25 protein-coding genes are annotated in these 26,475 nt (G+C 49.0%); 2 read left to right on the forward strand and 23 right to left on the reverse strand.

Translation table 11 applies throughout. The annotated features are described in order from the left end of the window. Positions 1–119: 119 nt before the first annotated feature. From PQG83_RS13630 to PQG83_RS13650, 5 genes are all read right to left on the reverse strand, one after another. A complete protein-coding gene (locus PQG83_RS13630) occupies positions 120–896 on the reverse strand; it encodes a hypothetical protein (protein ID WP_312742068.1) in 777 nt (258 codons plus the stop codon). A 705-nt stretch (positions 897–1,601) separates the two neighbouring features. After that, positions 1,602–2,090, reverse strand: coding sequence for an FKBP-type peptidyl-prolyl cis-trans isomerase (locus PQG83_RS13635; RefSeq protein WP_312742070.1), 489 nt, complete (start codon positions 2,088–2,090; stop codon positions 1,602–1,604). 62 nt (positions 2,091–2,152) lie between these two features. Beyond that, on the reverse strand, positions 2,153–2,854 hold the full coding sequence (locus tag PQG83_RS13640) for a ribonuclease H-like domain-containing protein (RefSeq protein ID WP_312742072.1): 702 nt from the start codon (positions 2,852–2,854) through the stop codon (positions 2,153–2,155). Between the two features lie 110 nt (positions 2,855–2,964). Further along, positions 2,965–3,192 (reverse strand): hypothetical protein, encoded by a 228-nt coding sequence (locus PQG83_RS13645; protein ID WP_312742075.1) that lies wholly within the window; start codon positions 3,190–3,192, stop codon positions 2,965–2,967. A gap of 236 nt (positions 3,193–3,428) precedes the next feature. Continuing rightward, the gene (locus PQG83_RS13650) at positions 3,429–4,028 is read right to left on the reverse strand and encodes a hypothetical protein (RefSeq protein WP_312742078.1); all 600 of its coding nucleotides are present in this window, start codon (positions 4,026–4,028) and stop codon (positions 3,429–3,431) included. A gap of 296 nt (positions 4,029–4,324) precedes the next feature. Between PQG83_RS13650 and PQG83_RS13655 the strand changes: the two genes are divergently transcribed. Beyond that, the gene (locus PQG83_RS13655; protein WP_312742080.1) at positions 4,325–4,501 is read left to right on the forward strand and encodes a hypothetical protein; all 177 of its coding nucleotides are present in this window, start codon (positions 4,325–4,327) and stop codon (positions 4,499–4,501) included. Positions 4,502–4,740: 239 nt separating this feature from the next. Here the strand turns inward: PQG83_RS13655 and sucD are convergent, their stop codons facing one another. The 14 genes from sucD to PQG83_RS13725 form a co-directional block, all read right to left on the reverse strand. Then, positions 4,741–5,610 carry a succinate--CoA ligase subunit alpha gene (gene sucD / locus PQG83_RS13660; RefSeq protein ID WP_312742082.1) on the reverse strand — a complete coding sequence of 290 codons (870 nt, stop codon included), beginning with the start codon at positions 5,608–5,610 and terminating at the stop codon, positions 4,741–4,743. A gap of 50 nt (positions 5,611–5,660) precedes the next feature. Continuing rightward, on the reverse strand, positions 5,661–6,836 hold the full coding sequence (sucC, locus tag PQG83_RS13665; protein ID WP_312742084.1) for an ADP-forming succinate--CoA ligase subunit beta: 1,176 nt from the start codon (positions 6,834–6,836) through the stop codon (positions 5,661–5,663). 83 nt (positions 6,837–6,919) lie between these two features. Beyond that, the gene (locus tag PQG83_RS13670) at positions 6,920–8,497 is read right to left on the reverse strand and encodes an FAD-dependent oxidoreductase (protein ID WP_312742086.1); all 1,578 of its coding nucleotides are present in this window, start codon (positions 8,495–8,497) and stop codon (positions 6,920–6,922) included. Between the two features lie 21 nt (positions 8,498–8,518). Then, a complete protein-coding gene (locus PQG83_RS13675; RefSeq protein WP_312742088.1) occupies positions 8,519–9,235 on the reverse strand; it encodes a 2Fe-2S iron-sulfur cluster-binding protein in 717 nt (238 codons plus the stop codon). A 77-nt stretch (positions 9,236–9,312) separates the two neighbouring features. After that, complete coding sequence (locus PQG83_RS13680) at positions 9,313–11,559, reverse strand: aconitate hydratase (protein WP_312742090.1); 2,247 nt, start codon at positions 11,557–11,559, stop codon at positions 9,313–9,315. Between the two features lie 66 nt (positions 11,560–11,625). Beyond that, positions 11,626–13,452 (reverse strand): citrate/2-methylcitrate synthase, encoded by a 1,827-nt coding sequence (locus tag PQG83_RS13685; RefSeq protein ID WP_312742092.1) that lies wholly within the window; start codon positions 13,450–13,452, stop codon positions 11,626–11,628. Positions 13,453–13,487: 35 nt separating this feature from the next. After that, positions 13,488–14,684 carry an ATP citrate lyase citrate-binding domain-containing protein gene (locus tag PQG83_RS13690; RefSeq protein WP_312742095.1) on the reverse strand — a complete coding sequence of 399 codons (1,197 nt, stop codon included), beginning with the start codon at positions 14,682–14,684 and terminating at the stop codon, positions 13,488–13,490. A 447-nt stretch (positions 14,685–15,131) separates the two neighbouring features. Next, on the reverse strand, positions 15,132–15,833 hold the full coding sequence (locus tag PQG83_RS13695) for a class I SAM-dependent methyltransferase (protein ID WP_312742097.1): 702 nt from the start codon (positions 15,831–15,833) through the stop codon (positions 15,132–15,134). Positions 15,834–15,944: 111 nt separating this feature from the next. After that, a complete protein-coding gene (locus PQG83_RS13700) occupies positions 15,945–18,179 on the reverse strand; it encodes an NADP-dependent isocitrate dehydrogenase (RefSeq protein ID WP_312742100.1) in 2,235 nt (744 codons plus the stop codon). A gap of 358 nt (positions 18,180–18,537) precedes the next feature. Beyond that, positions 18,538–19,809, reverse strand: a complete 1,272-nt coding sequence (locus tag PQG83_RS13705; RefSeq protein WP_312742102.1) for a PilX N-terminal domain-containing pilus assembly protein — start codon at positions 19,807–19,809, stop codon at positions 18,538–18,540. Positions 19,810–19,853: 44 nt separating this feature from the next. Further along, complete coding sequence (locus PQG83_RS13710; protein WP_312742104.1) at positions 19,854–20,462, reverse strand: PilW family protein; 609 nt, start codon at positions 20,460–20,462, stop codon at positions 19,854–19,856. A gap of 14 nt (positions 20,463–20,476) precedes the next feature. Continuing rightward, complete coding sequence (locus PQG83_RS13715; protein WP_312742107.1) at positions 20,477–20,884, reverse strand: type IV pilus modification PilV family protein; 408 nt, start codon at positions 20,882–20,884, stop codon at positions 20,477–20,479. A gap of 8 nt (positions 20,885–20,892) precedes the next feature. Further along, positions 20,893–21,339 carry a GspH/FimT family pseudopilin gene (locus tag PQG83_RS13720; RefSeq protein ID WP_312742109.1) on the reverse strand — a complete coding sequence of 149 codons (447 nt, stop codon included), beginning with the start codon at positions 21,337–21,339 and terminating at the stop codon, positions 20,893–20,895. 92 nt (positions 21,340–21,431) lie between these two features. Further along, positions 21,432–22,205 (reverse strand): prepilin peptidase, encoded by a 774-nt coding sequence (locus tag PQG83_RS13725; protein WP_312742112.1) that lies wholly within the window; start codon positions 22,203–22,205, stop codon positions 21,432–21,434. Positions 22,206–22,330: 125 nt separating this feature from the next. Here PQG83_RS13725 and PQG83_RS13730 point away from each other — a divergent pair, with 125 nt between their 5' ends. After that, positions 22,331–22,591: a response regulator transcription factor gene (locus PQG83_RS13730; RefSeq protein WP_312742115.1), complete on the forward strand. Its 261-nt coding sequence runs from the start codon at positions 22,331–22,333 to the stop codon at positions 22,589–22,591. A 14-nt stretch (positions 22,592–22,605) separates the two neighbouring features. On the opposite strand, the gene rlmB is transcribed toward PQG83_RS13730, so the two are convergent. The 4 genes from rlmB to surE all read right to left on the reverse strand — a co-directional run bounded on the left by rlmB (position 22,606) and on the right by surE (position 26,348). Then, positions 22,606–23,370 carry a 23S rRNA (guanosine(2251)-2'-O)-methyltransferase RlmB gene (gene rlmB, locus PQG83_RS13735; RefSeq protein WP_312742117.1) on the reverse strand — a complete coding sequence of 255 codons (765 nt, stop codon included), beginning with the start codon at positions 23,368–23,370 and terminating at the stop codon, positions 22,606–22,608. Further along, entirely contained in the window at positions 23,345–24,847 is a 1,503-nt protein-coding gene (gene cysS / locus PQG83_RS13740; protein ID WP_312742120.1) for a cysteine--tRNA ligase, read from the reverse strand. The genes rlmB and cysS overlap by 26 nt, the downstream gene beginning before the upstream one ends. A gap of 3 nt (positions 24,848–24,850) precedes the next feature. Continuing rightward, positions 24,851–25,432: a YqaA family protein gene (locus PQG83_RS13745; RefSeq protein ID WP_312742123.1), complete on the reverse strand. Its 582-nt coding sequence runs from the start codon at positions 25,430–25,432 to the stop codon at positions 24,851–24,853. Between the two features lie 64 nt (positions 25,433–25,496). After that, positions 25,497–26,348: a 5'/3'-nucleotidase SurE gene (surE, locus tag PQG83_RS13750; RefSeq protein WP_312742126.1), complete on the reverse strand. Its 852-nt coding sequence runs from the start codon at positions 26,346–26,348 to the stop codon at positions 25,497–25,499. Positions 26,349–26,475: the final 127 nt, after the last annotated feature.

The raw sequence follows: 26,475 nt of genomic DNA on the forward strand, positions 1-26,475 counted from the left end.
GGCGCGGCTGGTTTATGTTGCCCCGAGTTTGATGCGGGTACATGAAAAAGATCATACCCGGACGAGCCCTTTTATCCGCAGGATAAAAGGGCCCGCTCATGGGCAATCCTACTATGGGGCTATGGGACGAGGTTGATTTCGACGTTGAAGAAGTAGTCGTTGGCGCCGTTTCCTGTCCTCAAAATATCTACGGCATCACTCGGATCGGCTTCCCCTCCTAAGGGAATTTTAATCGCATCATTCGGTTGATCAAGAAAACTATCATATAGTATTTGCTCGGGTATTGTTCCTAACCGTACTATTTCCAGTCCAGCTGGAGTTTCCCAGTTGAAGAGAGAACCTGAAGCCGATTGTACAATGACGGCAGTGGGCGTGGCGGAAAAAACGTGGGTAACCACCACTGAAGTCGGGTTGAGATTGCCAAGATCTGGACAATCGGCGTCGGGGGGAAGTGAGCAAGGGGCAAAGGTCTTGGGGTATTGGCCGAATTCAACGGTGTCACCCGCATTAATCACGCCGTCCATGTTGGCATCAACAAGCTGCGAGATTTCAACGTCGACTTGCGGGTCGTACGTTCCGTCCCGGTCTATATCGATATATGCCCGGGAAAAAACGTGCCGCGCGATGACCTCGTTGCATTCTGCATCCAGAGTGATCGTTCCAGCACCATTTGAATTTTCGGGGAATATGTCCCCGTGGTTGGCTTGGTGATTCTGGACTGCGTTACCACTAACGGAAATTTTCTTAAAAACCCCTTCATCCGCGTCAAAATGGCAAATCTCCACTTTAGGCATCTTGGCAGCTTCAACTTGACCCGTTCCTAGAATACACGCACCTGCAAAAGCTGCACTGAGCCATACCGATGTTCTTTGCCTTCTTCGATCGATCAAATTCATAACACCTCCAAATGTGTGGTTATGAATAATACATCGGCTGGTTATTCAAAAAGGAAAGTACCACGGAGCAAAATAATTTCACCCATGGCCGCAAACCGTTAACACAAGGGGACCCTCCCACTATTAATTCGCATACGTCCTGGCTTGAGATGCTTCAATCAATGGTCAAGGCCAAAATCCTGAGAGGCATCATCAGAAATTAATACTACGCTTAAAGGGGATTTTCTGTAGGCGGTATGGCCTATCAACGGGGATGAGCGGCCAGTGCTATCAATGGGGACCTGGGACAAGCTATCCAAGCTGGTGAGCCCGTAGACCTCACTCCTCTCCGGAAACCAGAGGAGGAATTAGATATGACAGGGGCTTTTGAGAAACTAGGGCTTGAAAATCACACCGGCGCCAAAGGAATCTTCAGTGACCTTTACGATTACAGCCAACTCCGCCTCTTTCACGCCGCCACAAGCTGCGCCCAAGCGTTCGTCTAGGTTCATGGCGGCCAACCCCTTGTCGAGCAGCGGTGCGGCGAAACCGCGTCCTTCTAAATTGCCTTGTTAGAGTTTCCCATCATTTATATCTAATCCTGCGGGATGTTCAAAAAGGCTCGCCCAGCAAGGCCGCAGGTGATTGGGCGAGCGGAGCGTACGCTAAGTACGTGAGCACGACCAAGCGCCGAGAACGCCGCTGGCGACCTTTTTCAACGTCCTGCTAGTGGTCATGCCCGTGCTCATGGGTATGCCCATGCTCAAGTTCTTGCTTTGTCGCTTCCCGTACACTCAGAACGTTAATATCAAAGTTGAGCGCGATACCGGCCAGTGGATGATTGGTATCAATGGTGACTTTATCCTCATCTACTTTCACCACCATAATTTGCTGCGTCGTGCCGTCCGGCGCCTGGGCCTCAAAAACCATTCCCGGTTCAACCGACTCTACCCCCTCAAACGCAGCCTTTTCGATGCTCTTAATCCCGTCAGGAATGACCTCTCCATAGGCATCGGCAGGCTCAATCCTGACCTTCAGAGCATCACCCTCTCCTTTACCTGCCAGCGCTTTCTCCAGCCCTGGGATGATATTTCCCGCACCATGCAGATATACCATGGGCTTTGACCCATCTGAACTATCCAACACCTTACCAGAATCGTCCGTGAGCTTATAATTGACGCTGACTACCGAATTCTTCCCAATCAATACAGACATAATCTCTCCTTCCTTTCCTATTTCAATGACCACTCACACACGCAAAGGTGTATCTTCCACGCTCACCACCATACCGTAAACTTTGATCGCGGCCATGGCTTATCCATCCATGACGTGTCAGGCAGAGGTAACTTGGAGGCTTCTTGAACGGTCAGCCATCCACCTGGCAATTCAAAATGGGATGTTGTGCCACGTCCGGTAATCCAACTAATTTTTTTCGCTTGTTCACTGGCTTCAGCCACATCCAACGTTAACCGACAATCCTGAGCCACATAATCCAGGACCGTTTGGAAGTCGCCATCTTTCCACAGCTTGGGGGCGACGGAGCCATCCACATTCGCAGGCTTACTCACACCAATGGCCTTCGCCGCGGCATTGAGCTTAACAGGGAACCCTTTTCCGCAAAAGAAGTGATACATCATGTCCACGTGGCTCATCGCCAGTTCACGGCAATCATCAAGCTGACCGCATTCTTCCGCCACAATCACGAAATCGAATCCCAATCCATTGTGGGTGATGATGGTATAGCCTTCCTGCAATTTGGTTTTGAGATGCTGGACAAAGGCGGCAACATCCACTTTGGTCATTTGCGGCGCAGGAGATCCATCTGGATTTTTCGAATAAAACGTCACCGCCGAGGATTCATCGCTACACCAGCTCGCCATACAGGTGATGCCGAGGGGCCGATGATCATGTAAGTCAACGAAATTTTCGGGCAAAATCTTTGCCGTTTCGATATCAAAGGCCAGATATTTACGGGACATTGGTCAACCCTCCCCACGATTGAGCCGGATGGCTTGATTAAGGGTCAAATCCCGCACCATCCCACGGTTGTTTGGGTTTTCTGGAACAATGCGGTGTGAGTGATTTTTGATCAACACGCCGGTTCAGCAACGGCTTTTTGAATGATACCTTCGGCATCGAGTTCAAACGTTTTATGACACTCATACGATGTGCCATACACTTCACCACCCAATGGATGGCGAGTGATCCGTTGAATAAATTCCAATCGTTGTCCGCCATTAGGCATGGCCGTTTGCCTAGTCGGCGGCCCCATCACCCGAATAAGCTCCTCACGATGCACGCCCTTCCATCCATTCATTTGTTCCTGAGGGAACGAACCGCAACCCATTGCGAAAAACCCTAAAATGGCTAAAAAAACAAACGACAATCTTCTCATTCGTACTTTCCAATTTCAAGTTCGACAGGATGGTGCTGTCTCACCATTTCCCTAATACCGACAAAGCTTCATTGGCGGCTTTTGACGGATTCGACATTTGGGTCGGAATTGTCCATCTGCAATCCATCTTTAAAACCTGAATTTTCTCACATCTAAAATTAACAGGTTAAATGGCGGCAAAACCACCATACCCGAGGATAAGGAGATATTTCCACTAAACGCGTTTCCGAATCCTTGGGTGTCGGGAGTTGCGATTGAATTGGAAGACCGGCTAAATCGGGATAAAGTGAACGAACTTCGGCTTTTGCGTCCTCTAAATCAGATTCCACGGAAACTTCAACCAATCGAAGATACGTGGGGGGGTGTATTTTCACTTCCCATTTTCCCAGATAATTCAATTCACCCTTCCTCACCTGGAACGTCGAATTCAATTGGGCCATAGATCGGAAAGCCCCTTCATTAATCTGTAGCCGCACCAACTCATATTCACCCGGCGGAAGTGCGAGAAAAAATGGCGAGTCCGCAGACTCGATATCCACCCGGAACCGTTCCGCCGTGGAGTGATTCATGAGCTCAAAAAATCGAACCTGCGGAGTATACCATCGGGTGGTAGGTCCGGTGAGACTTGCTTGAACCTTCCCAAACACGATGGTTTGATCGGCGGAAAGACTGGCAGGCAACGGCGCCATTTTCGTGGCACATCCTAAAAAAGTAAAGACTATTCCGAGGACTAACATCAGGCTTCTGATTTCTTTCATGACCAAATAGTTTCTCGGGGTTTTCATCAATCGGTCTGAAAAGAAAGATTTGGCCTCCAAACAGAACTACTTCTTTTTTGTATGAACGAAATCGCATGGAACACATACTGAAAAAAAGCGATCTCTCGGCTTCAGCTGGGCGCTCGAAGGAAGTATCACTCTAAAACAGCCAACGAACACCGACCGAAGAGATACTCTTTCGCTATCTGATTATATCAGAGGGATGATGGGTACCTGCCATGACGATGATACCAACCGAGGCCGATTTTTCTTCATGGTGAGGGAAGACCATCATCATGAACGATACACTCATCAAGATATTCGATAATGTGCGCCAATTTCTCAAATCAGGGGCGTTGAACTCAACCGGAATGCAGGCCAGCCCGCTATACCGAATTTCAAGCCATGCGGATTTGTTTGCACGGCTCCAGGCCGGCAAAGCCTTGAAAGGGCTACTGCTCGATTTTCCATAAATCAACGGCTATTCGGCGATTCAATAGCTAGCCAGCCATCTCTACGCGTGGAAACGACTCACCAAAAAGACTTTGATGATATGAATGGGATGTACGAAAACAATGCCGCCGGAGGTGATCAAATTTGAGATCAGGCGGTCTGATGGAGGAGACGCTCCGCATCACTTATGGAATAAAAAAACTGCGGAAACCTGAAAGGAATGGGCATATGAGAATGCCCGGACAGAAATATCGACCGATCAACCCAACACTGACTTCACCGTCTCGCCAATTTCAGCAGGGTTTTTTACCACTCGCACTCCAGCCGATTCGAGTGCGGCCATTTTATCGGCTGCGGTGCCCTTTCCTCCCGTGATAATGGCGCCGGCATGGCCCATCCGCCTTCCGGGAGGTGCCGTAATTCCGGCAATGAAACTCACGACCGGCTTAGTCATCTCTTTTTGAATATAGGCCGCAGCCCGTTCCTCGGCATCGCCACCAATTTCCCCAATCATCACGACGGCTTCCGTTTCGTCGTCCTCCTGGAACATGTGCAACAAATCGATATACCCGGTTCCGATGAGAGGATCGCCACCGATGCCGACACAGGTCGTTTCGCCAAGACCTAAATTGGTCAGCTGATTGACGGCTTCGTAGGTTAGGGTGCCACTTCTTGAAATCACGCCGACCCGCCCTTTTTTATGAATGAATCCTGGCATGATCCCAATCTTGCACTCCTCGGCCGTAATAATTCCCGGACAATTTGGGCCAATCAGACGCGTGGTCTTCCCATAAAGCGCCCGCTGGACACGAACCATATCATTGACAGGAATCCCCTCTGTAATGCAGATGATCAGCCATATGCCGGCATCGGCGGCTTCTAAAATGGCATCGGCCGCAAAAGGAGGTGGCACAAAGATCAATGAGGTGGTGGCTTCAGTCTTTTTGACGGCTTCACGAACGGTATTAAACACCGGAATGCCTTCGACTTCCTGACCGGCTTTGCCAGGCGTCACGCCGGCCACGACTTGCGTTCCGTACGCCTTGCACTGGGTCGCGTGAAATGACCCTTCTTTGCCGGTAATCCCTTGAACGACGACCCGGGTATTCTTATTGACCAAAATGCTCATGCCACATCACCTTTCACCAATCAAGGAGAATATTTCCACGACCAGGTTAGCTATTTCTTTTTTCTGAGAGCGACAATCCGTTGAGCGGCTTCCCAGAGGTCAGCGACCCCTTCCACTTTCAAGCCTGATTCAGCCAGAAGCTTTCGGCCTTCTTCCGCATTGGTTCCTTGAAGTCGCACAACAACAGGTAGCTTGATGCCGACTTCCTTCGCTGCATCAATCACTCCATGAGCAATACGCTCGCAACGCACAATCCCGCCGAAAATATTAATGAATATGCCCTTGACCTTTTTATCTTTCAACAGAATGCGAAATCCGGCTGCGACCGTCTCTTTTGTCGCCCCACCGCCCACATCTAAAAAATTCGCCGGTTCGGATCCCGCCAATTTAATGACGTCCATGGTTGCCATCGCCAAACCCGCTCCGTTAACCATGCAACCGATGTCTCCATCAAGTTTGACATAGTTCAGATTATTGCTACCCGCTTCAATCTCCAACGGTTCCTCTTCGTGCAAATCTCTAAACTTTTGAATATCAGGATGTTTAAATAGTGCACTGTCATCAATTGAGACTTTTCCATCCAACGCGACCAGACGCTTATCCGTGGTGATGACCAATGGATTAATTTCCACGAGCGATGCGTTTTTTTCCATGAACAGGCGGTACAGGTTTTCCAACATTTGAAAAAACGGCTTCACCACCGCCGGCTCAAGCTCTGGAAGTCCCAAGCCGAAGGCCAAATTTCTTCCATTGTACCCTTGGAATCCCACTGCCGGATCAATGGACTCTTTCAGCAATTTGTCCGGCGTATGTTCGGCCACTTCCTCAATGTCCATGCCACCTTCTGTACTGGCAATAAATGTCGGAAAGCCTGACTCACGGTCTACCAGTAAACTCAAATACAATTCCTTCGCAATCCCTGCACCTTCTTCAATCAGTAGGCGCCGAACTTTTCGGCCCTTGGGACCTGTCTGATGGGTCACCAGAGTTTTCCCGAGAATTTCCTTAGCCAGTTCCGGTACTTCAGTTTTATTTTTGGTTAATTTGACCCCACCGGCTTTGCCACGTCCACCCGCATGAATCTGCGCTTTCACCACAAATACGGGGGTATCAAGAACTGAGGCCCACTTTTCAGCCGCTTTGACGTTTTTGATTTCCTTGCCTTTGGGTACAGGAATCCCAAACTGTGCAAAGAGCTGTTTGGCTTGAAACTCGTGAATATTCATAAATCCTCTTCGTAGGTTCTACCGCTCAAACCGGAACATTCGGCGATGACAATATCCCGTTTGGTGATCAATCGACTTGATAATTACTTGTTGGTGTAAGACGGCAAGACCATAGGTGAAATGATACCAGCAGACACATGATGCCGTTTGGCTTCGGCTCGAAATCTCTTCAGATGGTCTAAGGTCAACGAGCTTTTCGGCAGAGATTTTGACCGCTCTGCAGCAAGAATACCTGTTCGCTTGCCAAACACCATTAAGTCCAACAAGGAATTCCCCATGAGCCGGTTTCGCCCATGTAATCCGCCGGAAGCCTCTCCCGCCACGAACAAATTGGCCACAGGCGTTTCTCCATTCACATCAATTTTGACGCCCCCGTTTTGATAATGCAGCGTGGGATAGATCAGCACCGGGTCTTTCCGAATATCGACCTGGTAGCGCTCATACTGCCGAACCATCGCGGGAAAATGTTTGTCCAATGTTCCCGGTCCATGTTCCACATCTAACAACGGCGTATCCAGCCAGACGCCCACCCTTCCTGATGGTGTTCGAACGCCCCGCCCCTCTTCACATTCCCGAATGATCGACGAGGACACAACATCACGGGTATCCAATTCATTCACAAAGCGCTCGCCCTTCCCATTCACCAAATGGCCGCCTTCAGAGCGAATGCCTTCTGTCACCAGCGCACCGACTAATTGCTCAGGATACACCCCACCTGAAGGATGGTATTGAAAGGTATCGATTTGAACGAGAGGCACGCCGAGACGATAGGCCAGGACCAGGGCATCCCCTGTCGCCCCGAAATGATTGCTGGTTGGAAATCCCTGAATGTGCAACCGGCCAATTCCGCCTGTTGCCAGGATCACCGTTTTAGCGGAAACGACGATGAACCGATTGTTGTCTAAATCTTTCAGCACCGCTCCCGTGCAGGCCCCATCGGCATCGCTTAACAATTCCACCGCAGCGACAAATTCCAGCAACGGAACCTTCTGGTTCAGTACTTCGTCCTTCAACACTCGCATGATTTCCAAACCGGTGTAATCGGAGCAGGTTAACAGCCTGGCCTTTGAGCTTCCTCCCCCTTTTTTCACATGCAGATTTCCATCGGCATCCCGATCGAATAAGACACCCAATTCCAACAGCCATTTCGCAATAGACGGTCCCTCTTCCACCATGACCTTCAACAACTGGTGGTCATTTTTCATGTGCCCGCCCTTTAAGGTGTCTAAGAAATGCTGGACAGGCGAATCGTCCGAGCCGACGGCAATTTGCATCCCGCCTTGGGCCATGACCGAGTTGGAATCCCCCAGGCGCAACTTGGTGGCCAGTAACACATTGGCTCCCTGGGCATGGGCATGGAGCGCCGATGCGCACCCTGCCCCTCCTCCACCAACGACCAGGACATCCACGGTGTAATCGGGAGTGAGATTAAGATCGGCCGGAACCGGGCTCTCCCCTTCTAATAGGGTCGCCACTTCGGTCACGGTTGATTGACCGGCATTCGGCCCAAAGATAATCGGCCGGTAGGCATGAGCCCGATGATCAGGATGGTATTGCTTGATAAGGCTATCCCGTTCGGCTGGAGAAAGCTTGGGAAAACTTTTAGACCGACGGGCGTCCCTGGTTTGATGAACTAAATTTCTCTGATCGGTAAGTTCCATGAGAGAAACAAGAAAAACTGATTAGGTTGTGGCGGCGGAGGTATTTTGTAATTCCTCATCGGACAACTTGAGGACCCGATCCCATTCCTGCTGAAAACGTCCATCGGTAATCTCTTGAATACGTTTCGAGAGGCCTTCAGGTTTTTCGGTGAAATGCACGCCTTGAGCCCGGCTGGCATAGAGCGCGACAAGATTGGGAGCAATATCAGCGATACAGACGGGCGCACACATTCCACACATGACACAATCCATAAACATTTCAGAGACCGCTTTAAAATCCCCAAACACCGCTTTCCACACCCCTTCCCGCACATCAATAGTTTGCGGGCAGGCTTCCGTGCAGGCATTACAGTTCCGACATAAGGGAGCTTCAGGATAGAGTGTAAACAAGTCCTGCTTAGGATCTTTGAGCTCCAGAAGGTTGTAGGTCGCTTTTCTCGCCGGAAAAGCCGGCATAAACGAAAAGGACATGCCATCCTCGACTGCCATCGAACAGGCCAAACAGGTTTTGACCTTGGGATCGTCTTTCGTACGGTAATAGGTCGCACAGGCTCCACAGAAGCCGCCTAAGCATCCAACTCCACGAATCACATCCTGCCCTGCATACCACAAGGCCTTGATCAGGGTGATACCTGCGGGAACCTGGAACGGTTTCCCTTCAATCTCCACGGTAACCATCTTGGGTTGGAGACGCTCTTCTTGGTCCAGAGTATTTTTTTTATCCAATGTGTCAGGCATAGCTTAGAAATAGTACCTTATACGATCGACAAATTTCTCGTCGTGCGCTTCCACCACCCGGCCCACTTAAATGGGAATTAATTTAGCGCGTTCAACGCGGAACCAGCCTTAAACCAGGTGATCTGTTGTTCGGTCATACTATGATTGGCCTGAATGACCACTTCCTGACCGTCCTTCTTGTGAAGGACAACTTGCACTGGCTTGCCTGGTGCAAGTCCACTTAACCCTTTCACACTGATCCGGTCTTCTTGTTCAATTTGATCATAATCCTTCGGATTCGCAAACGTCAGCGGAAGAATGCCTTGCTTCTTGAGATTGGTCTCATGAATGCGAGCAAAACTTTTTGTCAGAACAGCTTGGACACCCAAAAATCTCGGAGACATCGCCGCATGCTCACGGCTGCTCCCTTCACCATAGTTTTCATCCCCCACGACAAACGACCCCAAACCTTTTTCTTTATACCTTCGGGCAATTTGCGCAAGAGTCAATCCCGACTCTCCGGTTAAAACATCATTGCCTTTTCCGGCCTCATCTGAAAAGGCATTGTTGGCTCCAAGAAACATGTTGTCACTGATCTTGTCCAAATGTCCCCGGAATTTGAGCCACGGACCGGCGGGAGAGATATGATCCGTTGTGGTTTTCCCCTTGGTTTTAATTAATAACGGCAACTTTTCAAAATCTTTTCCATCCCATTTTGGGAAAGGCTTTAATAATTGCAATCGCTCACTGGTAGGAGGAATGTCCACTTGAAGCTTCGAACCATCCTCAGCAGGTTGAACTAAACCTTCTTCGCCTTTAGCAAAACCCTTGGCCGGCAATTCATCTCCCTGAGGCGCCTCAAACTTGAACTCTTTCCCATCTGCGGTTTTCAAGGTCCCCTTAATCGGATCAAAGCCCAGATCACCTGAAAATGCATAAGCCGTGACCACTTCAGGACTGGCCAGGAAAGATAAGGTCTCACTCACCCCATCATTCCGCCCAGGGAAATTTCGGTTAAACGTACTGACAATAGAGTCGGCTTTGCCTTTCACGGCATCCGCTCGTTTCCATTGACCAATGCAGGGTCCACAGGCATTTGCCAGGACGGTGGCCCCCATGCTTTCAAAGGTCTCCAAAAATCCTTCGCGCTTCATGGTGTGGTAAATCCGTTCTGATCCCGGGCTGACCAGAAAAGCCGTTTTGGCTTTAAGTCCAGCTTGTAACCCTTGCTTGGCAATATGCGCCGCGCGACCGATATCTTCATACGAAGAATTCGTACAGCTTCCGACTAATGTTGCTTTTAATTGAACGGGATAACCTTTTTCTTTGGCTTCCGCTGCCATCTTTGAAATGGGCCGCGCCAAATCAGGGGTATGCGGTCCCACAACATGCGGCTCTAGAGTGGACAGATCGATTTCGACGATTTCATCAAAGTATTTTTCCGGAGACTGATAGACTTCAGGGTCTGCAACCAACATGCTCCGGTTGGCAGCGGCCAATTTGGCAATGTCAGCCCGCTCCGTGATATTCAAGTATGCCACCATTTTTTCATCGAACGGGAAAATAGAAGTCGTGGCGCCAAGCTCAGCTCCCATATTGGTAATCGTGCCTTTGCCTGTCGCACTGATGGTTTCCGCGCCAGGGCCAAAATACTCCACGATCTTATTGGTCCCACCCTTCACGGTCAGAAGCCCGCAAATATACAAAATGACATCTTTTGGCGAAGCCCAGCCACTCAGCTTTCCGGTTAACTTTACGCCGATGAGTTTAGGATGGAGGACCTCCCATGGGAGACCTGCCATTACTTCCCCCGCATCGGCTCCACCCACGCCAATGGCCAGCATTCCCAACCCGCCACCGTTTGGCGTGTGTGAATCGGTTCCAATGATCAATCCGCCTGGAAATGCATAATTTTCCAACACCACCTGATGGATGATCCCGGCCCCAGGCTTCCAAAATCCGATCCCATATTTTTTCGCGGCCGAGGCAAGAAAATTATAGACTTCTCGGTTTTCATCACATGCGCGCAGAAGATCCTTTTCCGACCCGACTTCAGCCCGGATCAGGTGATCGCAGTGAATGGTACTTGGAACAGCGACTTGATCTTTCCCCGCTTGCATAAACTGCAACATGGCCATTTGGGCTGTCGCATCCTGCATCGCGACTCTATCGGGACGGAGCGCCAACATGGCCTTTCCACGTTCCCATACTTGTGAATCGAAATCATCGGCATGGCTGACCAGGATTTTTTCCGTCAGCGTGAGAGGCCGCCCAAATTTTTTGCGAGCTTTGTCCACGATTCCCGGCATTGAAGCATACAGTTTTTCGACCATTTCTAGGGACATAGCACCATCTCCTGGGTTCAGTTCAACATGGATAAGATTCAATCAAAAAGTCCACTTACACCATCATTACTTTAACGGTGGCACCTCGCGACGCTTTGGGGAGGCATAATTTACCAGATAGTCAAATAATCGTATGAGCCGACTCCCTTGCCGCTTTTGATCGGTCCAATGTCCAATCATTCCGATGGTTCGCGACAAAATGAAGAAGCCATTGAGGCTATCTACCGGAAACCCGATATCAACCAACACCGCCGCCATGGTTCCATCAACGTTGAGAATCAGATTATCTTTTTTGACAGCGGTTATTTTTTCGACTTCCAATGCAAAATCCAAGTGCGGAGTGGCCATGTTCAAACTTTTCACGTACCCAACCAACTCCTTCACCCGCTTATCGGGATTTTTCAAGCTTTTGACTCGATGACCGATTCCCGGAACCGGTCCCACATTTTTCTTCATGTAGACGAGGAAATCATCGACCGAAAGTTTGTTGTCGATCGCGTATTTGAACCATCGTCCCGCGTCTGTCACCGCCCCACCAAAGCGCGGACCGATCATTATCATACCGGCCGCGACCGCTTGAGATAATCCGATTCCAGCACAAGCGGCGATAATCGTCGTCAAGGCTCCACTCACGCAAGGACCATGATCGGCCGACAGCATGATAATTCGTTTGATGATTTCTGCTTCCTGTTTGGAGACAAGACGATTGTCCCATAGCAAGCCGATAATATGGGGGATGTCATATCCGTTATTGATCAGTTCAGAAGCCGGATAACCTTGATAAAGCGGTTCATCACCACGGTCGTCACTGATTGTGGAACGAATCAGCGGCGTCACCAGCACTTCCCCTTCCTTCATGCTCTCTTGAACCGTTTTGGGAAGCCTTGGCACATCTGCTGGAGCCAAATCCGGTATGGGCTTGACCTGTCCGCTTTTCAGTAACTCCTCGTGGGTGGCCTTGATAGCCGGCCCTAGAGCTCCGAAGGTATCCGGTACAATCGCGCCGGCCTTTTTCAAAGCTTCAGACTTTGCCCGCGCAGACCCTTCGCCCTTCAATCCTTCTTTTGCCCCGGCATGCCCGAATTTCATACCCTTTGGAAGACTCTCTTGACAGAACCCTGATACGACCGCGAGTAATTTAATCCGGCGCTTCTTGGCGCCGTACCATTCGGCGGCCCGTTCTTCCAAATCTCCACCCATTTCCCCGACAATGACCACCGCTTTGGTTTGCGGATCGTTTTCAAACATTTCCAGGTAGCTGACATAGTCCGTTCCTGGGTAGGCATCACCGCCGATACCGATCGCCGTCGTGATGCCGTCTGCAAATTGGGAACAAATCCAAATAATCTCGTTCGACAATCCCCCGGACTTGGTGACGACGCCGAAGGAACCGGGACGATACAGTTTGCACGCCACCAAATTATCAAACGCCCCCCCGATCACTCCGAGGCGGCATTCTCCTGCCGACACTACCCCAATTGAGGAAGGGCCATTAAAAGTCTTCCCAAGCTTACGAGCATGCTTCCCCAAAAGTTTGGCATCTTTTTCCGGCACCCCTTCGGTAATCATGGAGACCGTTTTAATATGCGGGTCATTCAAGGCCTCCATGGTTCCGGCATAGGCCCGGTCTGCTCCGATATAAACCAGACTCGTGTTAATCTCCGGGTGCTTGGCCGTCGCTTCGGCGACGGTTTTATAGATGGGGATCATTATTAACTCGGTTCCACAAATGATCTCGTTGGTCTTCCCCGCATCAGGGGGATACACGAACGCAGAGACATTTAATGGTTGCTTAATCATGTACCGGAACTCTGCCATACGGCGAGCGGCATTCACCCCGGCCACCCCACCTTGAATGACGACATGCGTGTCTTTCGTTGCAAGAATACTCATCGAAACGGTCTCCTACATCCTCAAGGTCTAATAGGTTATTTTGCGGCCATGGCCATATCGACAATGTCCGTTAACGGCGTTTTGCGGTCAAATACCTGAATATCAAAACCCTCATCCTGAAGCGCACGCATAGCCGCTAATCCCTGCAATTCGTTTGGACCACCCCGGCGCACCCAAATCTTGACACCCTCTAGCTTGCCTTCCGCTTTGGCCTTTCGAAACGCGTTGATAATGCCCCCAAAGGTCTTTTTGACATCGGTAAAATTCGCAATCGCTCCGCCCACAATAATATGCTTGATACCAGGCAACGAGCAGACTTTTTCCGTCAGAACTTCCACTGCCCAGTCCGGTGGATCACCTGAATATTCTGCATAATTCGCAAGTTTGCCACCACGGGCCACCACCGCATCTGAATAATAAACGCTGGCTCCTCCACCGGCAGGTAACATCGCAATATTGCCACCGGGAATCTCAATGAGCTTGACGGAGCCTTTTACCTTGGCATCAACCGCCATGACTTCCTCTTCATTTTTGGTATAGGCACGCCCAAACTCAGCCGCAAACGGAAAAGTCCAGTCCTTATGCCGGAACTTGGCATCACCGTCCAGAAGGGTCACCGCATCCAGAGCCACAAGTTCTCCCTGGCCACTGAGCACAACCGGATTTACTTCTACATATTGAGCATCTTCATTATCAAAACAGGCATATAATTTCTTCAAAAATTCCGCCATTTTAGCGGCCGTATCGCCGGAAAACCCCGCATCCTTCACCAGGGAGGAAAGCGCTGAATCCGAGAGGGTCTCACCGGTCTCAATGGATACATGCTTGACCTTATCCCAATTAGATTCCACTTCGATGCCACCACAGGTCGCCACTAAGAGGTCCACTCCATCGCGCGTCGATTTGGCCGCGGCATAATATTCTTCTTTGTGATCAACCGCTTCGGAAACAATCACCTGCCTAATCGTGAGGGTTTCCAATTCTTTACCAAGCATCTCCCGCACAGCCGCTTTTGCCGCGGCTAAATCCAATCCCACCTTGACCAACCCCAATTTAAAACGAGAGCCAAGTGCTTCATGCGCTTTGACTACCAGTTTATTTTTTTGGAGCCAATCATTGACCTGAGACAATTGGTCAAATTCCTCACTCGAGGTCACGACAGCATAGTTGGGAGTTGAAATCCCCCATTTTCGCAATAAGCCCATACCCGGGCCTTCAAGAACTTTTGCCATAATCCAACCCTTCCTTCAGGGACCCATCATAATGGTTAAGGACAAACGTAGCACAACCCGCCTGCCGCGCGGAACGGTGCATTGTACGAATGCCCTCATCCCGCTGCAATCAATCAAAAGACCCATGAACCCCTTTCAAAAGTCCCAGTGCCCCCACGTGAAATGCCCATAAGAACTCCACCACACTCTTAAAGAGAAAATCTATTTAAAATTAATTAGTTGAGATGATAAGACCCCACATCCCCACCCTTAGCCCCAGGCTTTATTAAGCTAACCCCCAAAAGACGACGCTCTCTCCTGCTATAAGAAAAACCCCTGCCATGCCCTAGCCATCCATCTTGTTGCTTTAAAAAGCCATGGACTTTACTCGATAAATTTTGTATTTGTGACAACCTTAGGTTTAAGGGTCTCGTCATCATTCATAAATAGCCCCTCAAACATAGCCCCTCAAACACCTGGAAAAGGATTTTGGCAGAATGCCTCCTGACTCCTGCGACTTAATTGGTAAAGAAACCCCTTCTTTTCTACTCCAGCATCTTTTCGTGGAGGCCAGTTGAGCGGGACTTCTTCTATTGCCACAATAAATTTCTCTTTAAATCCATGTTCGACGGTATCGAGCCCCAGTCTATTTGGATCACAAAACATGGCTTTCCCCTTCTGGGTAAGCACCTGTTCAAGAATATGAGAAATACCGGCTAAAATTCCTTCGTCATAAAAAACTTCACTGCCTATTACCAAATCATAAAAAAACTTTTTTGGTCCAATCTGTTCCGTCCAATTCAACAGGCATGTGTCAAATTTGCTGATGTGATTCAGACGACAGGACTCCTTTGTTGCTTCAAGGGTAATAGGCACCATATCTGAAAATATGGTAAATGCCCCGAGCCGAGCAGCAACCACTCCGGCCAACCCTGTTCCGCAGCCAATTTCCAGAACTTTGACGCCTTGTAGTTTTGATGGGAAAAACCGATGAATGAGACATTCGGATAAGGCCACCTCAGAAGGCCAAATTCGATCCCAGTACCCCCATCCGAGGGATTCGTCATCCCGTGCATCTAATGGGGTTTCACTAGAGATGTCTCGCTTGGTCTTACAGACAATGGGAACATTCCCGATTTTGGGAAGTGTCACAACTTTCACATGACTCACACAAATTATCTCCTCCCCAAAAAAGGCGAGCCGGGCTCCGTTTGGAACCCGGCTCGTTGCACACATCCCCAGTATAAGAATAATACCGGAAGATCAGCCTACGTTGAGAACCTAGGCTAAGCGACCTAAGATGGCATTGAGAGTCGCGCTGGGACACATGGCGGCCTTCACCTTGGCCGGATCCGGACGATAATATCCGCCAATATCCTGAGGCCGCCCCTTCGCTGCTTTTATTTCTTCAAGAATTGAATCGACTTTGGCCTCCAACTCTTTTGCGATCGGGCCAAACTGATTTTTCAAGTCCTGATCATCGTTCTGGGCGGCTAGTTCTTGCGCCCAGTACATGGCCTCGTACACATGACTTCCGGCATTATCCAATTGCCCTAATTCACGTCCTGGGGACTTCCGGTTGTCCATAAGTTTTCCGGTAGCCCGATCCAATGTTTCTGCCAGAATTTTGGCTTTTTTGTTATTTTTGTTTTGGCTCAAATGGGAAAATGACTCGGCTAACGCGAGAAACTCCCCGAGAGAATCCCAGCGTAAATGCCCTTCTTTGACAAACTGCTGTACATGCTTCGGGGCCGACCCTCCTGCTCCGGTTTCAAACAGTCCTCCACCATTGATGAGTGGAACGATGGACAGCATTTTGGCACTCGTACCCAGCTCCAAAATCGGGAATAAGTCAGTAAGATAATCCCGAAGCACATTTCCAGTGGCCGAAATGGTGTCATGGCCGTCCTTCGCACGTTTGAGTGAGAACTTCATGGCATCCACCGGTGCCATAATTTGGATGTCCAACCCTTTCGTATCATGATCCTTGAGGTAGAGATTGACCTTTTCAATGACTTGGGCATCATGAGCCCGATTTTTATTGAGCCAGAATACCACCGGCGTCGAAGAATTCCTGGCCCGGTTCACAGCCAGCTTGACCCAATCCTTAATAGCAACATCTGTCGTATAACAACTGCGCCAGATATCGCCTTTTTCGACATCGTGTTGCAGCAAGACATTCCCTGTTCCATCCAGCACTCTGACTACGCCTTTCCCTGTGGATTCAAATGTCTTGTCATGTGATCCGTATTCTTCGGCTTTTTGTGCCATTAACCCCACATTGGGTACGCTGCCCATTGTGGAAGGATTGAATTCCCCGTTTTCGCGGCAAAAATCGACCACCGCCTGATAGATACCGGCATAACTCCGGTCAGGAATGATGGCTTTCATGTCATGTTCTTTACCATCAGGTCCCCACATTTTTCCCGAGGTTCGCAGTGCAGCTGCCATGGAGGCATCAATAATGATGTCACTCGGCACATGAAGGTTGGTAATGCCCTTGTCGGAATCTACCATCGCCAGTGCCGGTCCATTTTTGAGGCAGTCCTGGATATCCGCCTCAATTTCCTTCTTTTTGGCCTCCGGTAAATTTTTAATTTTGGCCAGAATGTCACCTAATCCGTTATTCGGGTTGGCGCCCAATTCAGCGAACGTTTTTTCGTGCTTTTTAAATACATCGTCGAAGAATGCCCTCACCGCATGACCAAACATGATGGGATCCGATACTTTCATCATGGTGGCCTTCAGATGTAACGACCACAAAATGCCCTTCTGCTTGGCATCCGCCACTTGCTCTTTAAAGAACTGCTGCAATGCCTGGCAGCTCATCTTGCTGGCATCCAGCACATCACCCTTACTGAGGGTTAATTTGTCTTTCACGACGGTAACGCTACCATCGTCCGCCACAAATTCAATTTTTCCCTTCCCAGCGGCTTTCTCGTTTATGGTGACGGACTTTTCATTGCCGAAGAAATCTCCGGCCGCCATGTGTGCCACGTGCGTTTTGGAATCTTTTGTCCATTTACCCATTTTATGAGGGTTCTTTTTGGCATATTGCTTGACCGAGACTGAAGCCCGACGATCGGAATTTCCTTGCCGCAGCACCGGATTGACCGCGCTTCCTTTCACTTTGTCATATTTGGCTTTGATATCCTTTTCTTCTTCGTTTTTAGGATCTTCAGGATAGTCAGGGATCGCATAGCCCTGAGATTGTAATTCAGCAATCGCACCCTTGATTTGTGGGAGCGATGCACTGATGTTTGGTAATTTAATGACATTGGCATCTGGCTTTTCAACCAGTTCGCCTAAAAGAGCCAGATCATCCGGCTGGCGTTGTTCAGGCTTGAGCTTGTCAGGAAATTGCGCAAGAATTCTTCCCGCGAGGGAGATATCTTTGGTTCCAACGGTCACACCTGCCGCTTTAGCAAATGACTGAATGATTGGAAGAAACGATCCGCTGGCCAGCTCAGGCGCTTCATCAACTTTCGTGTAAATAATGTCTGGTTGTACACTCATGGCATTTACCCCGTTAAAAAGTTAACTAAGAACACGTTTTTCCTGGAAAGAACTCGCCTCACACACGCCATGGGGAACTCTACAGGCGGTTAAATTGAAATTTGTAAACCAATCCCCATGCCGTGACAAGAAAACTATTGTAAGAATGGTGTCACCCTTCTGCAATCAATCAAAGGACCCATGTCGCCACGAATCAAAAGTCTCAGGAAAGATGCGGAAAAAGGGGAAGTTTGCAAAAACTTTACCTGAAAAAGTCATCTCAACTAGAAACTGGAAGTTGGAGGAATTATTGAGAGTTAGCCTTGCATGCGAATTTCTTAAGATTTTTCAGTCGAGTAGTAGAAATTCTTGATAGAGTCTAGAGAAGTTGTTGCCAACTGAGGGTCGCAACAGGAAGTACTCGAAGGGACGCGGCGATCGGACAGGTATCCAGAGTCATCTTCACCTCGCCATTCAGTATTTGCAACTGGTCTGCCAAGAGGGCACCCTGAATGACTGAACTCCCAATTCCACCATCAAACGTCACTTGTCCAGCGACAATGATGAGTCCTTCCCAATGAAAAGGCGCGGAAATGTTTAGATTTCCCGCTACCAAAAGTATGCCATATCCATAGAGATTCTGAACGACAAGGGGGCTCGAAAATTTCCCTGCAAGCGATCCGGCATACAATAAGGCAGGATCCCCAGGCGTCCCAAGATTCATACCGACAAGATCTCCCGAAATGACCTGAGCGCCTCCCTTGAGGCTATCTAAAGCCTTAACTAAATCCAGGAATTCCGAGCCCACTTGTGGCGTCGGGGGATTTCCTGTGAAAGTGGCGGTTCCTGCCAACGCACCTGCAGGCCCCAACTGCACCGGGGGTCGACCTCCTGGCAGAAGCCCACAATTATCAAATCCTTCTACGGCTGTGGTTCCGCCAGCAAATACGACCTGACTATTCGCATATACGGCGGCCAACAATGGCGGCCCAGACGGGTGTGCAACCTCCACTTGAATCAGGGACGTGGCACCTTCTACCTGACCCTGGCTGATGATGATTTCGACGGGGGAATATGGAGTTGGATTTGCTGACGTAAATGACGTGGGGATGAGTTCACTTTCTGATGGAAATCCAAAATAAACAAGGCTACCTCGATAATTTATTGAATGCGTCGCGCCTGTTCCATCCCCATCCTGATAGTGAGGGGTCAGAGAACTGTGTCCCGCCTGTTCCGCATCATACTCGGTTTTATGACGAATTTTAGTCCAGTAAGGGAGAACAGTTTGCACACTATTTTGAAGAACTGCCGTATTGGTGAGATTTCCACTCAAAGGAAAATAGTTGGTGAAACCCCCTGAATATTCAGGATCATACTGTGGTTTCCACTCAGGGGAGGACAACACATAGGCGGACCAATTTGCTTGCAGAATGGGAGAAGGATCGCCGAGATATCCTGGATTTGACAAGGAAGATCCACCTAAACGAACGACGGTTTCTGCGATGCCCGCCTCTGCGGCATAGAAGGTAGCCATTGCCCTTCGGAAATTTCCACTGATTTGTAGATCGGTTGACGTGGCAAACAGAATCGTCGCACCCATAATTGTGGAAATAGCGACCAATAACAAGGCTGCAATGAGCGCTCCACCCATGGAATTATGACAAGACCTTATTCCTTCCTTGCTAGTGAATCCGATCATGATTGGCCATTTCTCATCGTGATTCGGGAATGGAGAGTCACCGTTCGATATCCACCGTTTTTGGCATAGTGTGGATCAGGCTGTGACGTTCGGGCTGTCACCGAAATTCTCACTTGTCGAATAGCTTTGGAATTTGTGGTCGGGTTCCCAGCCTGATCAAGATAGGCTATGACAAACGCTTCAATATCCTCACCAAATGGTTGATTTCCTCCACCGGTATTTCGCCGGAGCATGTGGGTCGAGGCATCATAGACAAAGACAATCGATTCATTGGCATCACCGGTGACACCATTACCATTTAAGTCAGCCTTGATAGAGAGCTTTTGGGGATCATACGTAATCCCCTCAAAATCATTAGTAAGATCGGAATCACGATTCACTCCGCGAGGATCATAACCGGCCATCAAAATTTCTCTGGTCACCAAATCCACCACCACGCGAGCCTGTTGCTGCATGTCCAAAATATGCTCTCGCACACCCTGGGCTTTGAGTTCTTGAATATACAGAGCATAGACCACACTCACTGTCAGGAGACTCAAGCTCAGGGCCACCACGACCTCAACGAGGGTATACCCCTGTGGGGACCCTATCGAAACATGTGGCATCTGCGTATTCACTTTTACTTTGTGAGATATGTGGTAAGTGTGGTGGTATGTGCATCGTGATCCCACCGCACTGCGACCGTGACAGTGTGTAACCCGGATATTGGAAAATGCGGTTGAATCGTGAGCATCCGTTGATGTTGACTCGCACCATCAATGGAGCCATAGGGTTCCGTGGTGGTCCATGTACCGGTTAACGAACTTGGCACTCCATCCCGGCGCACATCTTCCAATTTTTCCTGGGCGAGGGTGACGGCTCGGGTCATTTTTTCACTCGCGGTCATGCCGGTATGAGCGACAACGGAATAGGATGCAAATCCAAGGAGCGCCAGGAAAACCACCACCAGGGCCATTAGCACTTCTAACAATGAGAACCCTCGTTGATCTCGCAGGCAACTCGTCAGTCGATATCTCTCATGAATCATGATGTTCATTAAGACTTCACTTTTACCCGTCCGGTTATGCTAACCGTAATGATCCGTTTTCCGGCTGAATTGGACAGGGTAATAGAAGCTAAGCTGGACGCCGTTCCTCTTGGCAGAAAGGAGGGATTGTTGGTGGCCGTCATCATGACATCTCGAAAACTCTCCTGAATATCGCGAGCTACAAGATGCTCGCCCGGGTCGGACTTTCCATTATTATTATCATCATCCAATAACACATACCGATGATTATCCTGAAAGAAGACTCGTTGCCTATTCCGCTCCATCACGGCCTTCATTTTTGACCCTAAAAGGTCAGAGGCCACCTGTCTGGCTGCTCCATTCAATCGCCAATGAGGTAACTGGGATACCAACCAGGTCTGAGCTAACATTAAGACTACCCCGATAATGCCAAGCACGATGATTAATTCAGTGAGGGTAAAACCTCTGGCACACAAAAGAGATCTCTTTAATCGTCTTGTCCCTGTTAGACTAACGTCTTGAACCGGCTCCGTGTGATCGCACCTGCCTTGCTGAATTCGTTGAGTACTTATAACAAGCCATGAAAATACCAGTGCCATATCTCCGTTCCCCACACCACCGCGATCAGACCGCCAAGCGCTAAGTATGGTCCGAAAGGAATATATTGACCTTTTTCAAGGACCTTCGTGGCCAGCAATATTATCCCGACAACCGCTCCCACCACTGATCCCACCATCAGGATAAGAATGGCCTGCTGCCACCCCAAAAAGGCTCCAACCATAGCCAAAAACTTAATATCACCACCTCCAATACCTTCTTTCCCGAACAAGAAGGGACTGACCCAGGCGAGAGCTAGTAAAATCCCCCCTCCCACCAATAGACCGATAAGCGAATTGACCCAGCCCGTCGGTAGCAGAAAGGATGCGCACAAAAAGCCAACTACAATTCCAGGTAAGGTAATCACATCCGGAATAATTTTGTGGTCCCAATCAATCCAAGCCACCACAAGGAACACCGACACCAATCCCGCATACACGATCGTGGGCCACGTGAGCCCAAACCGCCAGACCACCAGGAGATAACCTAAGCCATTTGCCAACTCAATAATGGGGTATCTTCGCGGAATACCGGCATGGCAAGCTCGACACCTCCCTAGTAGCCAGATAAAACTCAAAAGTGGAACATTGTCGTACCAGGAAATCTGGCTGCCGCAATGGGGGCATGTCGACCGAGGAGCCACTACCGATTGTCCCTTTGGCACCCTATGCACACATACCGTCAAGAAACTCCCAATGATCGTTCCCAGAATAAAGACGCTCGGCCAAACAATCCAGTGAGACATATAAGTCACATATTCCGTAGTTAATTCGACTAGGGTGAGTTTACGTATTCTTTCGGTTTACAATCCTAAAATGACCTGATATTCTCCCTTAGATAATTCGCCTAGAGGAAATGCCTGAGGTACCCATGACCAACCAACTAAAATCGGACAAATTGGACATGCCACCTATTAAGCGAAAACGCCCAGAGGCCCTGACTCAACGCGAGCAAGAAATCCTGCAACTCATCTGGTCAGGATTGAAGAATAAAGAGATTGCACAGCAATTGAAAATTAGCGTCAAAACGGTTGAAGCCCACCGGGCCAATATGATGAAGAAGGTTCGGGTTTCTAATGCCGCCCAACTGCTCAATGCCGCAATTCAGGAAGGCCTGATTCAGATAAAATAATTTCCCCATGGCTCTTATGGTTTCCGAGTCCGTTGCCGAACTGCTTCAAAGAGCGTCACTGCTACGGCAACTGACAAGTTGAGCGAGTTCATGCTTCCAAACATTGGAATCCTAACTTGTTGATCGCATTTTTTTAGCACAATCGGCCGGATGCCTTCTCCTTCACTTCCAAACACCAGCGCAACGGGTTCTGTGAAGTCTACCTCTGAATAGGATTCAACTCCTTCCGGGACTAATGCTACAGTCCTGATGTCCCGCTTCTGACATGTTTCAAGAAACTTTCCCGTATTAGCTACACGGGCAATGGAGACATGCTCTAAAGCTCCAGCCGATGCTTTGGCCACTCCACCCGTCAGACCCACGGCACGATGCTTGGGGATGACAATCCCATCTCCACCGGCCGCCTCTACCGAACGGATAATCGCGCCTAGATTATGTGGATCCTGGATTTGGTCTAACACTACTAATAAAGCAGGGATAGGGTTAAGAGAAAGTTGGTCCAGAAACTCCTCTCCCTCCAGATACTCTTTGGCGGAAATCTGAGCCACCACGCCCTGATGATGTCGATCACCAGCTAAGCGATCTAATCGCTCCCTTGATTCGACCGCCAGGGAAATACCGCGTTCCCTTGCCAGTTTTACAATGGGAAGAAATCGGCCATCAGCTCGAAGAGTCCAAATTCGTTGGACGGGCCGAGACTGCGAGTGGAGAGATTCTAGAACCGCATGAAACCCGTACACCGTTGCGGGGGATTCATCGCTTCCATCGTGTGGTGCCATCGGGTCGGTCTTCCAGGATAATGCCTTGTTCGGCTAATTCATTTCTGATGGTATCAGCGGTAGAAAAATCTTTCTGAGCACGGGCTTCATTGCGAAGACGAACTTGTTTTTCAATAAATTCTGATTCATCCAGAGGAGTAATCTCCAGGCTTTCGGAAAATTTCGCGGGAATTTCTTCAGAAGTCTCAATTACTCTTAGTTTTCCAGACCAAATATCTGGAGAAATTTGGAACAATCCAAGAGGCTTCCCAAGTTTTCTGAAAATTTCCTTAACTTTTTGTTTCGTATTATGGGATAAACCTTTCGCTAACAACTTGTTGACTACCCCTCGAAACTCATGAAAGGCGGCAAGCACCTTTGGAGTATTGAAATCATCGTCCATCGCCTCCTCAGATTTTTGGGCAAGGCCTTCAAGAAGTGAATTCAGATCATGGTCTCCCACAAACACGGGACTAGCAACATTGGATGTCCCCTCTTCCTCCAGGCGCTGAATTAACCCATACACACTATCCAATGCGGCTTTAGCCTCGGCAATCGACTGATTCGAAAAATTGATATCGCTCCGGTAATGCGTGGAGAGGAGGTAATAGCGAAGACATTCCCCGGTTACGATTTCTGAATACGGTGACTTCTCAAAGATCTCTCGAATCGTGAAAAAATTCCCCAAGGACTTGGACATTTTCTCTTGATCAATCGTCACAAACCCGTTGTGAATCCAATACCGGGCAAACTCTTTTCCCGTGTAGGCACAGGACTGAGCCACTTCATTTTCGTGATGAGGGAAAATGAGATCCTTTCCTCCCCCATGGATATCGAATGTTGGACCCAAGTGCTTAATCGACATGGCCGAACATTCGATATGCCATCCCGGTCGACCTTTACCCCAAGGGCTCTCCCATCCTGGCTCATCCGGCTTTGCTGATTTCCAGAGAGCAAAATCCATGGGATCTTTTTTCCGATGGTCGACTTCAACGCGAGCACCGGCCAATAATTCTTCCAGATTCCTACCGGATAATTGGCCATACTGACTGAACTTTCTGACTTCAAAATACACGTCACCTTCCACCTCATAGGCAACGTCCTTCTCAACTAATCCGGCAATCATGTCCACGATATCCTGGATATGGTGAGTCGCCCGAGGCTCTATTGTAGGGGGAATTATTCCCAACCGCCCCATGTCGCGATAAAAGGCTTCGATATATTTTTCCGTCACCTGAGTCCAGGGAATACCTTCTTTGTGAGCTCGTTGGAGAATTTTATCGTCCACATCGGTAAAATTTCTGACATAGGTTACCTGGTAACCGCTGTACTCCAAATACCGCCTGATGGTATCGAAAACTAACGCACTCCTGGCATGTCCAAGATGACAATCATCATATACCGTGACTCCGCAAACATACATCTTAACCTGATTCGGCGTCAGCGGGAGAAACAGTTCTTTCTTTTTTGTTCGGGAGTTATACAGGGTGAGAGGCATGGCTTACTGTTCTCGAGTGGGTGTGGGATGTGTGATTCTTTTCCCATGATGTTGGACCAGCCAAAATCCAAGAACCAACATCACCACAAAGATGATGGAAAATAAGTTGAAATACTTCTCTATGAGTTCTTTGACCCATGGGCCCATGAATTGGATAGCACCTGCAACCAGAAAAAACCGACCGCCCCGACTGATAAGTGAGGCCACCATAAATGTTCGAAAGTTCACATAAAACGCTCCAGCCCCAATGGTAAAAATTTTGTACGGAATGGGGGTGAACCCTGCGATGAGAATGGCCCAGGCTTCATACCGTTGAAAATACTGATGCACCAAATCCATTCTGGCTTGCCCCATAAATTTAAGCAGAAGAGGCCGACCCCCAAACCATCCGATTCCATATCCAAAAGCTCCTCCAAGCACAGATCCGATTGTCGCAACCGTTGCGTACCACCAGCCCAGGCTTGGATTGCCAAAAGTAAGCGCAATGACTAACACATCAGGAGGCAGTGGGAAAAATGAAGATTCGGCGAAAGCGAGACAGAACAAGGCCGGGACTCCATAGGGAGAGTCAGACCACGATAACATCCACTCGTATAATTGTTTGCCCAATTCCATAATTTTTCAGTAGAAGTTGCTGGTTATCAGTCTCTTATAGACGTTTTGGTTTTACTGGAGATCGCTTACCTTTCCCAGAACTTTTGATTGGTTTTCGCAGGGATTGTTTTGAGGGAAAAAGAGACTTCTCCCACCCCTTCAGCTCCTGCATGGCAGAATAATCGGTCAAATCCAAATGAAGTGGAGAAATTGAAACCATTTGATTGGAAACGGCGTCATGATCAGAATGCTTACCTCTAGCCCATGATTCTCGTTGTCCCGCAATCCAAAAATATCGATTACCCCTCGGATCTGTCTTTTCGACTACGGGATTGAGATAACGTCGCTGGCTCAAACAGGTTATTTGAATACCGGCAATGTTCTCCAATCGACGACTCGGAACATTCACGTTCAATATGGTTTCTTCAGGAAGCCCACATTCTAAAACCCGTTTGCCAACCAAAAAGGCAAAATGGCCTGCGACGGCATATTGGCATTTTGGTAAGTCTTCCAGGGAAATGGCAATAGAAGGGATACCATGAAGCATACCTTCAATAGCTCCGGCAACCGTTCCGGAATTAGTAACGTCATCACCCAAATTCCATCCATTATTGATACCTGATACCACCAATTTTGGCAGGCACGCCGGTAGAAGATGACACACGGCTAGTGTCACGCAATCCGCTGGGGTCCCATTAACGGCATACCATCGTTTTTTCAGAGGACGCAGTCTTAATGGTTTATGCAATGTCATCGACCGCCCAACGGCATTTTGGGTTTTCTCTGGGGCCACAACCCAAACTTCCCCTAATGGGCTCAGAGCCTCAGCCAACACCTTGATACCAGGAGCATTTATTCCATCATCATTGGTAACCAAGATGATTGGCCCGGCAGAAGAAACGATCATCTAATAGACCTTTTACTTTATCAGGAGCTTGTAGTAACCGACAGCCTCTCCCTTTATCAATCCTCATTTTTCCTGATGGCAAAGAAAAGCCCGCCCCAATTATTCTTGGGACGGGCTTTTGGTATTC

This window comes from Candidatus Nitrospira neomarina, assembly GCF_032051675.1.
GTDB classification, from domain to species: domain Bacteria; phylum Nitrospirota; class Nitrospiria; order Nitrospirales; family UBA8639; genus Nitrospira_E; species Nitrospira_E neomarina.

What these genes read in the sequence shown, in the direction of transcription:
- PQG83_RS13705 (WP_312742102.1), bottom strand. Translation starts at nt 19,809, where the DNA reads ATGGGTGGAGCGCTCATTGCAGCCTTGTTATTGGTCGCTATTTCCACA.
- PQG83_RS13745 (WP_312742123.1), bottom strand. Translation starts at nt 25,432, where the DNA reads ATGTTATCGTGGTCTGACTCTCCCTATGGAGTCCCGGCCTTGTTCTGT.
- PQG83_RS13655 (WP_312742080.1), top strand. Translation starts at nt 4,325, where the DNA reads ATGAACGATACACTCATCAAGATATTCGATAATGTGCGCCAATTTCTC.
- PQG83_RS13635 (WP_312742070.1), bottom strand. Translation starts at nt 2,090, where the DNA reads ATGTCTGTATTGATTGGGAAGAATTCGGTAGTCAGCGTCAATTATAAG.
- sucC (WP_312742084.1), bottom strand. Translation starts at nt 6,836, where the DNA reads ATGAATATTCACGAGTTTCAAGCCAAACAGCTCTTTGCACAGTTTGGG.
- PQG83_RS13730 (WP_312742115.1), top strand. Translation starts at nt 22,331, where the DNA reads ATGACCAACCAACTAAAATCGGACAAATTGGACATGCCACCTATTAAG.
- cysS (WP_312742120.1), bottom strand. Translation starts at nt 24,847, where the DNA reads ATGCCTCTCACCCTGTATAACTCCCGAACAAAAAAGAAAGAACTGTTT.
- PQG83_RS13715 (WP_312742107.1), bottom strand. Translation starts at nt 20,884, where the DNA reads ATGATTCATGAGAGATATCGACTGACGAGTTGCCTGCGAGATCAACGA.
- PQG83_RS13710 (WP_312742104.1), bottom strand. Translation starts at nt 20,462, where the DNA reads ATGCCACATGTTTCGATAGGGTCCCCACAGGGGTATACCCTCGTTGAG.
- PQG83_RS13645 (WP_312742075.1), bottom strand. Translation starts at nt 3,192, where the DNA reads ATGAATGGATGGAAGGGCGTGCATCGTGAGGAGCTTATTCGGGTGATG.
- PQG83_RS13685 (WP_312742092.1), bottom strand. Translation starts at nt 13,452, where the DNA reads ATGAGTATTCTTGCAACGAAAGACACGCATGTCGTCATTCAAGGTGGG.
- PQG83_RS13650 (WP_312742078.1), bottom strand. Translation starts at nt 4,028, where the DNA reads ATGAAAGAAATCAGAAGCCTGATGTTAGTCCTCGGAATAGTCTTTACT.
- PQG83_RS13675 (WP_312742088.1), bottom strand. Translation starts at nt 9,235, where the DNA reads ATGCCTGACACATTGGATAAAAAAAATACTCTGGACCAAGAAGAGCGT.
- PQG83_RS13725 (WP_312742112.1), bottom strand. Translation starts at nt 22,205, where the DNA reads ATGTCTCACTGGATTGTTTGGCCGAGCGTCTTTATTCTGGGAACGATC.
- rlmB (WP_312742117.1), bottom strand. Translation starts at nt 23,370, where the DNA reads ATGGCACCACACGATGGAAGCGATGAATCCCCCGCAACGGTGTACGGG.
- PQG83_RS13670 (WP_312742086.1), bottom strand. Translation starts at nt 8,497, where the DNA reads ATGGAACTTACCGATCAGAGAAATTTAGTTCATCAAACCAGGGACGCC.
- PQG83_RS13640 (WP_312742072.1), bottom strand. Translation starts at nt 2,854, where the DNA reads ATGTCCCGTAAATATCTGGCCTTTGATATCGAAACGGCAAAGATTTTG.
- PQG83_RS13700 (WP_312742100.1), bottom strand. Translation starts at nt 18,179, where the DNA reads ATGAGTGTACAACCAGACATTATTTACACGAAAGTTGATGAAGCGCCT.
- PQG83_RS13680 (WP_312742090.1), bottom strand. Translation starts at nt 11,559, where the DNA reads ATGTCCCTAGAAATGGTCGAAAAACTGTATGCTTCAATGCCGGGAATC.
- PQG83_RS13630 (WP_312742068.1), bottom strand. Translation starts at nt 896, where the DNA reads ATGAATTTGATCGATCGAAGAAGGCAAAGAACATCGGTATGGCTCAGT.
- sucD (WP_312742082.1), bottom strand. Translation starts at nt 5,610, where the DNA reads ATGAGCATTTTGGTCAATAAGAATACCCGGGTCGTCGTTCAAGGGATT.
- PQG83_RS13690 (WP_312742095.1), bottom strand. Translation starts at nt 14,684, where the DNA reads ATGGCAAAAGTTCTTGAAGGCCCGGGTATGGGCTTATTGCGAAAATGG.
- surE (WP_312742126.1), bottom strand. Translation starts at nt 26,348, where the DNA reads ATGATCGTTTCTTCTGCCGGGCCAATCATCTTGGTTACCAATGATGAT.